Genomic DNA, 12,961 nt, shown 5'->3' with positions numbered 1-12,961 from the left:
TGATACGTGGAGAGGGCGCGAGGTCAAACGCAAAGAAAGATGAACCGCTGATGCGCGTGGAGATGGAACCTTCGGCGGCGATCAGAGTTATCATAACCCTGTTATGCGGAGGTCATCGCCTCGTCGACATGCGCGGAGAGGATCGTACGCAGGGTTGAGGCAAATTGGTTTGCTTCCGACGCCGGAACGCCCGCGAGCAGTTTCTTTTCGACACGGGAGTAGATGCGGTCCGCGCCCGCAATCGCCTTCTGGCCTTTCTTTGAAAGGCGGACGCAATACGCTCGGCCGTCGAGAGGCGACCGCTTGCGTTCAAGCAAACCCTTGCGAAGAAGACGGCTGACGATACCCGCAACTGTAGAGCGATCGATGCCCGTGATCGTCACGAGATCCGTCTGGCTCAAGTTTTCCTGACGTGAAATTGCCGTAAGGATGGCAAGCTGCCGCAACGTCAGGTCGGTGTCTGCCGTCTCGGTCGAATAAAGCTGCGTGGCGCATTGATCGACGCGGCGGAGAAGATGAATGACCGATCGCTGAAGATGGGGGGCCGGTTGCTGGCTCATTGTTGAATGGTCCCTTCACATGAACGACTGACTTTTTGATCAGCACGCGAATACTCAGTGGAGAAAACAATAAAACGCCGACCCGTTCTCTTCTGATCCGGGGGTAAAAATCGGACGTGAGGGAGATTTTGAAATTTGGCGGGCGGCCGGGATTTGTCCTCGCGGCGAGAACAAACCGGCATCGATTGACCGACGGCTAGGCACCAAGATCCGCGTGACGGCTTGGACCGGTGATTCGTAGCCACAGGCTGACGCATTCGCGCCGAAATTCAGCTTTGCCGCGATGTCACCTTCAAAGGGATAAGCCATCATCCACCGCCGATCCGATGGTTTTCCGCAGCCGCGCAGCCTTGCCTGGCGGACAAACGCGGTCGCGTCGGCGTCGCAAAACATGACCGAGCAGGGAAGGCCTCATGGCAACGATCATCACCGTTCATGGCACATTTGCCGCGCCGACGGCGGCGGGGGCGGACGGCGTCATGCCCGAGTTGCAATGGTGGGAGAGCGGGAGCGCCTTCGAGAAGGACATGCACCAGTTCGTGGAAGCTCGCGACGGCGAACTCAACTTCGTGCCTTTTCCTTGGGGTGGCAACAACAGCGAGACCGAGCGCCGTGATGCGGGTGAACGGCTGACAAAGCTCGTGCGCGAGCTTGAAACCAAAAGCGAGCCGTACTGCATCGTCGGGCACAGCCACGGTGGGTCCATAATTGGCGATGCGCTGCTGGCCAGCGCCGCTCGCCGTCGCCCGCTCGCCAATCTGAAACGCTGGATCACCGTCGGGACGCCGTTCCTGAAGCTCAGGAAAGAACTCTGGCTGCTCACGCGATTGAGCCTCATGCGAAAAGTAATCTTCGTCGCGTCGATGATGTTGCTGCTGATGTTCATCGTCTATCTGACCGCAACGCAGCTGGGCGCTGAACGCTCGATCTTCGGGACGACCTTTCCGAGGGTCTGGATCTTCACCGGGTTGCTGGCAAGCCTTCCCGCGCTCGTGTTTTACATTGTGCTGAGCTGGCTCGATAGCCGCAGCATGCTGAGTTATCATCGACGAACGACACGGCGGGCGAGTTCGAACTTCTCGGCGCGGTGGCTGCCTCTATCGCACCCGGATGACGAGGCAATCCAAGGTCTTTCACTTCTGCCAGATGCGCGGCTGGACTTCTTCGACAGGTCGTTCGCGGTTTCCTCGATTACGCTTTTGTCGGTCATCGCTCTCCCGATTATTTATTTCGCGATCCTCCTCTCGCCGCCGACGATGGTCAGCATCGCGCATTGGCTGAAAACGGAAATCTACGACGCCAATGCGTCACCGGACGCGGAAGCAGCATTGACCAAGCTACGAAGTCAGCTGATGGCGGCGCGCAAGGCAGAGGGCGAAGACGTGAAGAGCGAAAGCGGTGGTGCGGTTCAAACGCCTCCCGATCGCCGCGCCGCATGGCGTGAATATAGGGCCAAGCGGCAGGAGCTTGAGCAGACCTACCCGAACCTGGACGCCATCGAGCGTGGAATTCGTTTCAAGCATCGCTTCTTTGAAAGAGGCGGGAAACCTTGCGACGGCGAAGTATTGTGCGGAGCAGGGCATGATCTGGCCGTTAACAGCGCTCTCCTTCTCCACGTCGTCACGGACGAGCTGTCTTGGGCGCTGGGCGCGGCTGATTTTGCCGACCGCAGGAAGCAATGGTTCTGGTCATTGTTCGTGCCCGCCGTCATCGTTCCCATCATTCTGGGAGCCTTCGCCCTCGTTCTGATGGTTTTCATTCAGGGCCTGGCGACATTCATCAGCGCGATCGCAGCGAAAATTCTCAACGCCATCACCAATTCGGAAGTGAAGCGCGCTGCTTACGGCAACGATACGGAAGGCGAGGTGGCGATTGGAGCACTGGACCGACCAACCTGGGTGGAGAAATCGCTGCCGCGTCTGCCTGCTCCGCTAGCGGGGCTCATCACGGACTACAGCAATTCGGCGGCAAGCCTGTCGATCGCGAAATTTCGCCAAGCGATCGGCCAAATCCGTTTTGCCGTGCCAACGCACAGCGCCGAAACCGCCATCAGCACATATTTTACGTGGAAGGAACTGGTCCACGCGTCATATTTCGACGTCCCCGAATTTCGCAAATTGATCGCGCAAGCGATCAGCCGCGCCGAAGGGTTTGTGCCGAGCGAGCGCTTTCGCGCCGATCCCGATTACGCGCGCACCTCAGAATGGCTTGATGCGATCGAGAAGGGACCAACCACGACCGACGAGCCGAGCGACCGCGAGCCTACACCTCAGGACTCCAAGGCGGTGGCCGCAGTCGTGGGTTCCACGGTGAAGGCGACACCATAACCCGCCTCACCAGCGAACGGTCCTCCCGAGATAGTCGAGATACTGCACGCCGGGCTTTCCCGTTTGCGCAGTAATGGTATCGACCACGCGCGGAATACTCTCATCAACGCCGAGCGTCGCATGCGGACCACCCATATCGGTGCGAACCCAGCCTGGAGCGATGATGAGCAGGGAGCGGCGTCCGTTTCGATGTCTCGCGGCATAACTGCGCATGAGAGTATTGAGAGCGGCTTTACTGGCCCGATAAACCTCCCAGCCGCCGTGCGCGTTATCAGCCACGCTGCCTAATCCCGAGGACATCACTGCGATCGTGCCATCCGGCGTCACGAGGTCGCCCAACGTTTCGATGACCCGCATCGGGCTCAGAGCATTCGTCACCATCACGCGATTGAATTCCTCGGTCGAGACTTCGGCAATTGTCTCGTCCGGATCGTTCGCGACGCCAGCGTTGACGAACAACAGGTCGATCTTTCGTCCCTCAAGACCCGCGCGCAGCGCTTTGACTTCGCCAGGAGCAGCAATATCTAGCCTTTCAATTTCGAGGCCGTCGTTGTGTTCCGCCGCGAAGTCATGGAGCCCGGTGCCCGCTTCGGCGCGGACTGTTCCGATGACTTGCCAACCACGGCGGGCGTATTCTTTGGCGAGAGCAAGCCCGAGCCCGCGGGAGGCTCCCACGATCAAGGCCGTTCGGCGGCTATCATTCATCGGCGAGTCCTCCTTGGATTTCCGTGGCTAGACGAAAATCTCCATTATGACGGCGAGCGAAAGAAGTATTTCGACAACACAACACATCTTTCAAGAAAGGCGGTAAGCACTTTCTCCTGTATTGACGTCCAGCCGTCGCACTGGTTGCTTGCCGCCGCCGATGGGGTAGGGGAAACAAGACATGGCTAAGCCTCGACAGGAACTGGGAGCCGAGGGTGTGGAGGGCGCTTCCGCCGAACACGCGGTGGGGCACGGCCGCGGATCTCTTTCTGCGATCATTTCCGTTCTGGCCTTGGTATTCTCCGGCTACAGCCTGTGGGACAGCTCGCTGAAAGCACCGGACCTCAAGGTCTTTGTGCCTCCCGTCATTCAGTTTAGCGCGCCTTACAACAATACCAATTTTGAAGTCGTGGAGGTTCCCGTCACGCTTCTCAACGAGGGCGGCAGGACCGGAACTGTCCTCTCCATGGACCTTGAGGTCAGCAATCCGAAAACGGGCGACACGAAGCGTTTCTACGCCGCCGACCTTGGTCGCTGGACGATGGAAAAGGCGCGATCCAACGGGTTTGAGCCTTTTGCGCCGATGCCATTGGCCGGGAAGGCCAGCAAGACTGCAACTGTGCTCTTCTATACCAACGGCCCGAAGCAAAAGCCCGACCAGATCATCCGGGAGCCCGGCGTCTATAATTTTCGCCTCGTGCTGGATCAGGCCGAGGTCGACGACTTTGGACCTCTGGATAAATTCTTCCGCCATGGGCCGGCTCAAGTCTCGTTCGCGATGGAGTTACGCGACTACGATGCGCGCGCATTCCAGACCGGCACGCTGCCGCTTTACTCCACGACCGGCCGCTCCGCCAAAACTGGGGATGAGCAACACCCATAGCCGTCTTCAAGACCGTCCGCCGAAATCTTGCATCACGCGCTCTAAAGGTTCGCTCTCGATGTGAACGGGGCCTGAGAAGGGATGGTCGATGGAAACGATCACCAGCAGTCCCATCAGCACAAGGACGGAAAGTACACCCGTCATCAGGATCTGCGCGGATAAATTCTCGGTAGCGAAGAAGAACGTGAACCCAATCGTCAGGAACGCACCGACGAACAAGACAATCCATAGAATGTCGGGAACGATCCCGGACGCGAGGTGCAGACGCGTTCGGCGTGCCTGGGTGATCGTGTCGAGCTGTCGGAACATTTCGTTGAGGACAGCGGGCGCGAGAACACCTTTGTCAGCTAGACGAACGGTCGCTGCATAGAGGTCATTCAGCGCCCGCGTGACGTCCGAACTCTCCCGTTCTTCCGCCATTTGCGGCCAGTCGCGTTCAATGGCGAGCTTTAGATAGTTGCTGAGTGCTTCCCGGGTCGAAGCGACATCGGGAGCCGGCGCTGCCGTGAGGCGGTAGAACGTGGCGGCGGCGCCTGCCTCCTGCAGAACCGCGCTTTCACCGTCACTGAACCTTTCCCACACGACGATGACCGCAAAGGCGATCAGAACCGCATAGATCACGCCAACCGTCGCAAATTTAAATCCGGCGATCTCGTTGTTGGTCGTCAGCCGCTCGAGACTGATGCGCCGCCGGATGATCACAGGACCGGACATCGCAACCGCGGTAGGAATGACGACGAGGATTAGTGCCGAAAGCCATAGCGGGAGCGTTGAAAGGTAAAGCGACATCTGCCAATCCGATTTCTGTACGGAGCAATTGCGCAGTGATCGCAAGATTTAGGAGGTTAGCAAAGCGGTATTTCGCGTTTGAGGTGTCGATGCGATCTCGGCAATCGCAACCTCTCCATCCGTGACGTAATGGTTGACCCGTCCCGACCGAAGTTGCTCGCCCTCCTTGTAAAGGGTGGCGCCAGAAATCGCCCCGCAACGGGTAAGCTCCTCCACGATGAAGCTTCGTTCCAGATCGGTATCCGATGCCGTCGCATGGGTGATCTGGAAAGTAAGTCGCGTCAGAGAAAACCCGGTGTCGCGCGTTCCTGCTCCGACCCACAGAACGTGGTCATCCTCGTTCGGCCGGTCAGTGTTCAGCCAAAACTCCAGGGTGTTGGCACCCGACTGGGCCGCGGCGAGGTTCTGCGCCCAAAACCGAACGTGGTGACGCTTACGCGGGCTGTTATCGATCGCTTTCTGAAAGCCGATGTCTTGTCCACGCCCGAACAGATAAAGCGTGCTGAACGGAGCCGTAGGATAAGGTTGGTTTAAGACAAAAGCGCGCGCCATTTTCCAGGAACTCACGAGCGTGAGACGATCAGCTTCGACCCATCCGGCAGTGGCGAAGGCGGAGCGAAGCTGGTCGAGCGTCCCAGCGAGCGCGATGTTGACCGGATCGCCCGGCAGTCCGTCGCCCGTGATCGTGAAGCTTGGCACGTGCCGCTGCTGAAGGATCTTGAGGCCCATGCGCACGGCGTTCGGAAGAATGACGTAAGCGCCGATCGCATACGTGAGGCTCACCGCTAGGATTGTCGGCACGCGATGATCGACAAACCTGAAGACATCGACGATGAGCCAGACGCTCACGAGGCCGACGGCGAAAACGATCAGACGCTGTAGTAGCCGAAGAGCCCGTCTCAACATTTCCTCGCTCGTTCCTGCCTGCGGGAGGAATCGAAGTTTATGCGCCGATGCGCCCTTTTGTGGCGACATTAATATCCAATTCAACGCCGCCCAAAACAGCTAAAAGGGGCTGCGTAACGGCGTGTCGACGTCCCGACGGACACGAGATCCTGAGTTTTTGAATGAATTATCAATCCCATAGATTCAGCGTTGCCCCCATGATGGATTGGACGGACCGGCACTGCCGCGTCTTCCATCGCACGCTTACCAAGCGCGCGCTGCTCTATACGGAGATGGTTACCGCCGACGCCGTGATTCATGGCGATCGCGAGCGGCTCATTGGTTTCTCGGGTGAGGAACACCCGATTGCTCTACAACTCGGAGGTTCAGCTCCGGATAAGCTGGCAGAGGCCTCGCGCATCGCAGCCGCGTTCGGATATGACGAAATCAACCTGAACGTCGGCTGCCCTTCCGATCGTGTCCAGGAAGGGCGCTTCGGCGCCTGTCTCATGGCAGAGCCGGACCTTGTCGCTGAATGCGTTTCCGCGATGCTTCAGAGCCAGCCGCTGCCGGTCACCGTCAAGTGTCGCATTGGCATCGACGATCAGGATGCCGAAGCGGATCTATCGCGTTTCATCGATACCGTTGCGGCCGCGGGCTGCAGCACCTTCGTCGTGCACGCACGCAAAGCCTGGCTGAAAGGGCTCTCTCCGAAAGAAAACCGCGAGATCCCCCCGCTCGACTACGATCGCGTGTATCGTCTGAAGGCGCGCCGCTCCGAACTCACGATCATCATCAACGGCGGTATCGAGACGATCGCGGATGCTCAAAAGCATCTGGAGCATGTGGACGGTGTCATGTTGGGGCGGGCCGCATATCAAAACCCCTACCTGCTTGCTGATGTGGACTCTGAGATATTCGGCGAGGCTGGGAGCGGAACCACGCGCGGCGATGCTCTCACGCAATTGCTTCCCTATGCGAGCCGTCATATCGCAAGCGGCGGCCGCTTATCGAATATCACGCGGCATGTGCTCGGACTTTATCACGGCCGCCCGCGCGGCCGCGCCTTTCGCCGTCTGCTGAGTGAAAGGGCCACGCGACCGGATGCGGGAGCGAACGTCCTCGAAGAAGCGATCGCTTTGGCCGAGAATGGCGGACTTCCTCAAGATCAGCCTGACGCCGCTTGAGCCCGCTGATGACGGTGTCGGGTATCTCCACTCAGTATTTGATTGAGCTGCTCGCGTTTCTGGCAACCGCTGGAGCGCTCGCCGGCTTTCTGTCCGGTCTCCTCGGAATTGGGGGCGGCGGCGTGTTGGTGCCTGTCCTCTATGAGGTCTTCGGCGCGGCGGGCGTATCGGAAGACATCCGCATGCACGTCACGCTTGGAACAACGCTTGGCGTCATTGCACCGACCGTGTTTCGGTCCTTCTCGGCGTTTCGCGCCCGCGGAACCGTCGATATCGACGTCGTGAAGCGCATGGGCCCTTGGATCTTCCTGGGCGTCGTCGCAGGCATCGTGATCGCGTCTTATGCAAGCAGCGAGTTCCTGCGATGGATCTGGGTCTTCTTCGGCACGGCACTCGCGTTGAAGATGTTTCTCGGCCGTGACGACTGGAAAATCTCGAGTGTGCTTCCAAGGCCGCCGTGGCTTGAGATGGCCGCATTTGTGATTGGTTTGATCTCCACGCTCATGGGTATCGGCGGCGCGACATTCACGGTCCCGTTGCTGACGCTGCACGGCATGACGCTGTTGAGAGCGGTCGGCACGGCGACCGGCATAGGCGCCGTGATCGCTATTCCTGGGCTTGCGGGCTACATAATCTCTGGATGGGGTGAGCACGGCTTACCACCGCTCTCGGTTGGTTACGTCAATCTTGGCGCGCTCGTCGTTGCGCCCATTGCCGTGCTCGCCGCGCCTTATGGGGTGAAGCTGGCGCATGTCTTGTCGAAGCGCACGCTCGAACTCGCGTTCGCAGTCTTCATCACGACCGTTGTGGCCCGATTTCTTTGGACCCTGCTCGCGTAACCAGATGCCGGCGACGGCATCAGCAGCATCGCCGGCCTAGAGCGTCTAGACGGCGATTTTCTGATTGTATTCACCGACCTCGGGGAAGCGCGAAAGCTGCTGATCGATGTCCTTGAAGATCGCCTTCATGTTGGCTTCCGAAGTCGGGCTTTCCACCACGACCACGAGCTCGGGCTTGTTTGACGACGCGCGCACGAGACCCCAGGTGCCGTCTTCCAGCATCACACGCACGCCGTTGACGGTGATCAGGTCGCGAATGGCCTGGCCTGCGACGAGTCCGCCGGTATCCTTCTGACGCTGATAATGCTCGGTGATGCGATCGACAACGCCATACTTCTTCTCGTCGTCGCAGTGCGGCGACATCGTTGGCGAGCCGTACGTCTTGGGTAACGCATCACGCAACTCGGCGACGGATTTGCCCGGGCTGCGATCGAGCATGTCGCACACTGCTATGGCAGACACCAAGCCGTCGTCATAGCCTCGGCCGAGCGGCTCGTTGAAGAAGAAGTGTCCCGACTTCTCGAAGCCGACAAGCGTTTTGTGCTCGAAGTTGTAACGCTTGATATAGCTGTGCCCCGTCTTCCAGTAGCTCGTCGTTGCGCCGTTCGCGATCAGCACCGGGTCCGTCGAAAAAAGACCAGTGGACTTCACGTCGACAACAAACTTCGCCTTCTTGTGGATTGCTGATATATCGCGCGCCAGCATCACGCCGACCTTATCGGCGAAGATTTCGTGCCCATCATTGGCTACCACGCCACATCGATCGCCATCGCCGTCGAATGCCAATCCGACGTCGGCGCCGGATTCGAGAACCTTGGCGGACACCGCGTGCAGCATCTTCATGTCTTCAGGGTTCGGATTATGGTTCGGGAAGGTGTAATCGAGGTCGGTGTTGAGCGGAATGACTTCGCAACCGATTCCTTCCAGCACCTGCTGCGCGAACGCGCCGGCCGTACCGTTCCCGCACGCGGCCACGACCTTGAGGTGCCGCTTGAGCTTCGGGCGATTGGTCAGGGCCTTCACGTAGCGTTCGGCGAGATCGGGAACAAAAATGTAGCGGCCGCCCGTCTTCGCCTCGAAGTCGCCGTTGAGAACAATCGACTTCAATTCCGACATATCGTCCGGCCCGAACGTCAGCGGTCGCGATAACCCCATCTTGATGCCGGTCCAGCCGTTGTCATTGTGGCTGGCTGTCACCATCGCGACGCCTTCAACATCGAGTTCGAACTGCGCGAAGTACGCCATTGGCGACAGGGCGAGGCCGATATCGTGCACCTCGCATCCACCGGCGAGCAGCCCGGTCATCAGCGCCTGCTTCACGGCCGCCGAGTAGGAACGATAGTCGTGCCCGACGACGATACGCTTGGGCACCCCCCGGCGCGCAAAGAGCGTTGCCATTCCGAGACCAACCGCATTGAGCCCCATCAGGTTGATTTCCTGGGGGAACAGCCAGCGCGCGTCGTATTCACGGAAACCGGTCGGCTTGACGAGCGGGAAGCGCTCGAAGTCTGCAGTATTTGGCTTCAGGTCGGCGCGCGGCTTAGGCAGCATGCGGTTCTCCTCGAACTTTGTTCATTCGGGGACCTAACGCGCTCACATAAGCGCGGGGTTCCAGGCGCCGCTCTATCAGCAATGTTCGGGGCGGAAAAGTGGAATAGTCACTCTTCTAGAACGAGCGTAGTGCCGCGCATTTCGACTCGCGACAGCCGGCCCAGAAACGACATGCCGAGAAGTGTGCGCTCCGAGGCCCCGCGATGTGACACCACGGCGCTCACGTTGCGCACAAGTATGTCGCCAATTCGAACCTGGGAAATGGTCACAGGCGCCACCCGAGTGATGCCATTGGCGGTCTGGGCGGTTTGGGTGAAGTCGGACGGCTTGACAAAGATTCCTGCTCTCGCCGCATCATCGTAGGTCAGCGCGACGAGCGTTGCCCCCGTATCGACCATGACATCGATATCTCGGCCATTGATCTCAGCAGCAGTGAAAAAGTGGCCGTTATGACCTGCTGGCAGGGTTATTGTTCCAGGTTGAACACGGGCCGCGGCATCCGCGTCCTGGTCGTCGATCTTAGTTGCATTCTCAGCGCCGGAAGCGATCGCCGAGGGGCGTCTACCGTCCTCGAAAAATTCGGCGATGAGGGAAGGGTGCGAGAGCGTATAGGCAAGTCCAGCGGCACCGAGGCCAGCAAGTGCGAACGACGCGAACAGATTGACGGTTGCCGATGACATTTCAGGTCACCTCTTGCCAGCGCCGTTGACGCGCACGGTCCAAGCTACTGCCGGAGCGTCGCGAAATTCCCGGCAACCTCATAGGACGCCAAACGTCTTAAAAAACTTGTACCGAGCAAGTTTTCGTTAAGACTCCCCGCGCGAGCAACAAGTCCCTCGACGTCGTGCATGACGAGGGGACCGATGCGCACAGATTTGAGTCTGACGGGCGCAAGATAACTCGTTCCGTTCGCAGTTCTTAAAGGCGTGTCGAAGTTGAGCCCGGAAAGGTCGATGCCGGCTCTTTCAGCATCCGACTGCTTCAGAACGACCGTGGCGGCCCCGCTATCAATGCGCACCGACATGGTGGCACCGTTTATTTCCGAGTTCGCAAAGAAGCTTCCGTCATCGCTGCGCCTGACGCGAACAGACGCTGGACCGCTGTAGGGAAGGGCGGGTGTCTCGTCTGCGGTCTTGGCGCGACTGAGAAGATCCGAAAACATCAGCGAAGCGTTCTTGTTATACGCGCCTGCCACCAGAACTGCGCCGGAGAGACACGCGAGTAGTGTCGGCCAAAACGCAAGTCCGCGTTCCCCCCGATGGCTCAGAAGCGTTGCCAGATAGAGAACAACAAGGATGGCTAGAACCGATCCCGCGGCGGGCAGATCCGGGATGGCAGTAAAGCTGAGGCCGCCGAAAACTGTGGCGCCGACAATTCCAGCCAAGCCAAGAGCAACAAAAATTATCGAGAAAAGCATCATCGCTTTACGCTCTCAACGTCGGCATTCAACGCACATCGCCCGCCAGCCGGTAAGACGCGTCGGGATTATAGGAAGTGGTGGCACGCATCCGCGACTGACGCGGCGGCCGCGTCCCTGCTTCGCGAAGGCGATCTTGTCCGGCCGGGTTAAGAGTTGAGTTGGGCTTCATCACACGTTGAGGTGGGATCGTGACCGTCACTTCCGTGCCCTTGCGGAGCTCCGAATGCAGATCGAACGTGCCACCATGAAGATGGATCAGGTTTTGAACAATCGGTAAGCCGAGCCCCGTGCCACCCTCAGCAGTTTCGTGCGCAAGGGATCCTTGACCGAAAGCCTGCAGCACGCGGGGAATTTCGTCCTTCGGAATACCGGGACCGGTATCGGCCACGGTAAGAAACTGGCCGCCGTCTTCCGTATGGCCGACGATGAGAGTGATGCGTCCGCCTCGCGGCGTGAATTTCAACGCGTTAGACAAAAGGTTGAGACAGATCTGCCTGAGAGCCCGCGGATCCGCCCAGATTTGCGGCAGATCGGGCGCGAAATCTTCGACGATCATGAGGGCCTTTGCATCGGCCTTGATCTTCACGAGCCGCTCGCAGTCTTCAACGATATCGGTGAGAGTGACTTTTTCTTCATTGAGATCGTAGCGGCCGGCTTCGATCCGCGACAGATCGAGAATCTCGTTGATGATGCAGAGGAGGTGATCGCCGCTCTGGTAGATGTTGTGCGCGTAGTCGCGATAGACGTCGCTGCCGATCGGACCCAGCAACTCGTTTTCCATCACTTCCGAGAATCCCATGATGGCGTTGAGCGGCGTCCGCAGCTCGTGGCTCATGGTGGCGAGGAAGCGCGATTTCGCTTTATTGGCGGCTTCCGCGCGCCGCCGCGCTTCATCAGAAATGGCCGTCGCCTCTTCGAGCTCCGAAATCAGGCTATCCTTCTCGGCGCGAAACTCCACCATCGCCAAAGCCGTCGAATGCAGGCCGCGAGCGAGGTAAACAAAGAAGACATGAATGCCGATCGCCATCGACGCGAGTGCGAAATAGAAGGGATCACCGAGGGTAAAAAGCCGGACGGCCACGGCTGCCGTCATCGGCACCGTGCCAGCAAGGAAAAGCTGCGGCAGTGTCGACGCGAACGTCATTCGGATCGCCAGCACGACCATCAACGTCGCGAAGATGAAAACATGTGATGAGAACGTTGCCGGTGACATGGCAATGTTGTCGTTCTGTATCGTCATCCCGATCAGGGCGAAGGCTGCAAGAGCGGAGCCGTTGACGAGTTCGATGCGGAAAAAGTGCCGCTGCCACTGCCTGACGTTCACCTCGGTACGAGGGATCGACAGCAACCGGCGGCATTGATCCAACATGTAGACGCGCGAAATCGAGACGATCGCGATCCAGGTCGTAGCCTCGGCGAACGACGCCCAGAACATCGACGTTATGTAAAAAATGAAGCACAGGGCCGGCATGGCGAAGGGCGCGCTCGTCTCGTTGCGCGCGAACATCGTCAGCAGCTCGTATTCGAACTCTGGCTTGGTTGGGGCGCCTTGCGACAGCTTCTCCCGGAATGATTTTAACTCATTCCTGGATTGCGCAGATCGTGGCGGACGCGACGGCTTTACGGCGGCCGGTTCGATGCTGTTGGCGTGATCGTCCATACCGGTTGTCGCAATCCCATGAAGCGCTGGGGCATCGGCCGGGGCGCGCTGGTAAATTGGCGGCAATTCGTTAAAGCAAGCCTTAAATGCTTCGCCCAAGAGCCAAAAATTGACGATGCAACCATATCGCGGCCGTGGTCCGAGAACGTGGAAGG

12 protein-coding genes are annotated in these 12,961 nt (G+C 59.0%); 4 read left to right on the top strand and 8 right to left on the bottom strand.

What is annotated here, in order from left to right:
• Positions 1-101: 101 nt before the first annotated feature.
• Positions 102-560 (bottom strand): MarR family transcriptional regulator, encoded by a 459-nt coding sequence (locus tag EKK30_RS07950; RefSeq protein ID WP_290982905.1) that lies wholly within the window; start codon positions 558-560, stop codon positions 102-104.
• 413 nt (positions 561-973) lie between these two features.
• Here EKK30_RS07950 and EKK30_RS07945 point away from each other — a divergent pair, with 413 nt between their 5' ends.
• Entirely contained in the window at positions 974-2,887 is a 1,914-nt protein-coding gene (locus EKK30_RS07945) for a hypothetical protein (protein WP_290982903.1), read from the top strand.
• A 6-nt stretch (positions 2,888-2,893) separates the two neighbouring features.
• Here EKK30_RS07945 and EKK30_RS07940 read toward each other — a convergent pair whose 3' ends face one another.
• On the bottom strand, positions 2,894-3,592 hold the full coding sequence (locus EKK30_RS07940) for an SDR family NAD(P)-dependent oxidoreductase (RefSeq protein ID WP_290982900.1): 699 nt from the start codon (positions 3,590-3,592) through the stop codon (positions 2,894-2,896).
• Between the two features lie 181 nt (positions 3,593-3,773).
• Here EKK30_RS07940 and EKK30_RS07935 point away from each other — a divergent pair, with 181 nt between their 5' ends.
• Positions 3,774-4,475 carry a hypothetical protein gene (locus EKK30_RS07935; RefSeq protein ID WP_290982898.1) on the top strand — a complete coding sequence of 234 codons (702 nt, stop codon included), beginning with the start codon at positions 3,774-3,776 and terminating at the stop codon, positions 4,473-4,475.
• Between the two features lie 6 nt (positions 4,476-4,481).
• Here the strand turns inward: EKK30_RS07935 and EKK30_RS07930 are convergent, their stop codons facing one another.
• Positions 4,482-5,264, bottom strand: coding sequence for a DUF4239 domain-containing protein (locus tag EKK30_RS07930; RefSeq protein ID WP_290982894.1), 783 nt, complete (start codon positions 5,262-5,264; stop codon positions 4,482-4,484).
• A 48-nt stretch (positions 5,265-5,312) separates the two neighbouring features.
• The gene (locus EKK30_RS07925; RefSeq protein ID WP_290983335.1) at positions 5,313-6,167 is read right to left on the bottom strand and encodes an LssY C-terminal domain-containing protein; all 855 of its coding nucleotides are present in this window, start codon (positions 6,165-6,167) and stop codon (positions 5,313-5,315) included.
• A 164-nt stretch (positions 6,168-6,331) separates the two neighbouring features.
• Between EKK30_RS07925 and dusA the strand changes: the two genes are divergently transcribed.
• Positions 6,332-7,336: a tRNA dihydrouridine(20/20a) synthase DusA gene (gene dusA / locus EKK30_RS07920; RefSeq protein ID WP_290982891.1), complete on the top strand. Its 1,005-nt coding sequence runs from the start codon at positions 6,332-6,334 to the stop codon at positions 7,334-7,336.
• An 8-nt stretch (positions 7,337-7,344) separates the two neighbouring features.
• Positions 7,345-8,175 (top strand): sulfite exporter TauE/SafE family protein, encoded by an 831-nt coding sequence (locus EKK30_RS07915; RefSeq protein WP_290982888.1) that lies wholly within the window; start codon positions 7,345-7,347, stop codon positions 8,173-8,175.
• 45 nt (positions 8,176-8,220) lie between these two features.
• On the opposite strand, the gene EKK30_RS07910 is transcribed toward EKK30_RS07915, so the two are convergent.
• The 4 genes from EKK30_RS07910 to EKK30_RS07895 form a co-directional block, all read right to left on the bottom strand.
• Positions 8,221-9,726 carry a phosphomannomutase/phosphoglucomutase gene (locus tag EKK30_RS07910; protein ID WP_290982886.1) on the bottom strand — a complete coding sequence of 502 codons (1,506 nt, stop codon included), beginning with the start codon at positions 9,724-9,726 and terminating at the stop codon, positions 8,221-8,223.
• Between the two features lie 107 nt (positions 9,727-9,833).
• Positions 9,834-10,406: a TIGR02281 family clan AA aspartic protease gene (locus EKK30_RS07905; protein ID WP_290982883.1), complete on the bottom strand. Its 573-nt coding sequence runs from the start codon at positions 10,404-10,406 to the stop codon at positions 9,834-9,836.
• Positions 10,407-10,450: 44 nt separating this feature from the next.
• Complete coding sequence (locus tag EKK30_RS07900) at positions 10,451-11,146, bottom strand: TIGR02281 family clan AA aspartic protease (RefSeq protein WP_290982880.1); 696 nt, start codon at positions 11,144-11,146, stop codon at positions 10,451-10,453.
• 25 nt (positions 11,147-11,171) lie between these two features.
• Positions 11,172-12,806, bottom strand: a complete 1,635-nt coding sequence (locus tag EKK30_RS07895) for a HAMP domain-containing sensor histidine kinase (protein WP_290982877.1) — start codon at positions 12,804-12,806, stop codon at positions 11,172-11,174.
• Positions 12,807-12,961: the final 155 nt, after the last annotated feature.

The organism is Hyphomicrobium sp. (assembly GCF_003987855.1).
Taxonomy (GTDB): Bacteria; Pseudomonadota; Alphaproteobacteria; order Rhizobiales; family Hyphomicrobiaceae; genus Hyphomicrobium_B.
This window is presented reverse-complemented; position numbering and strand designations above follow the sequence as displayed.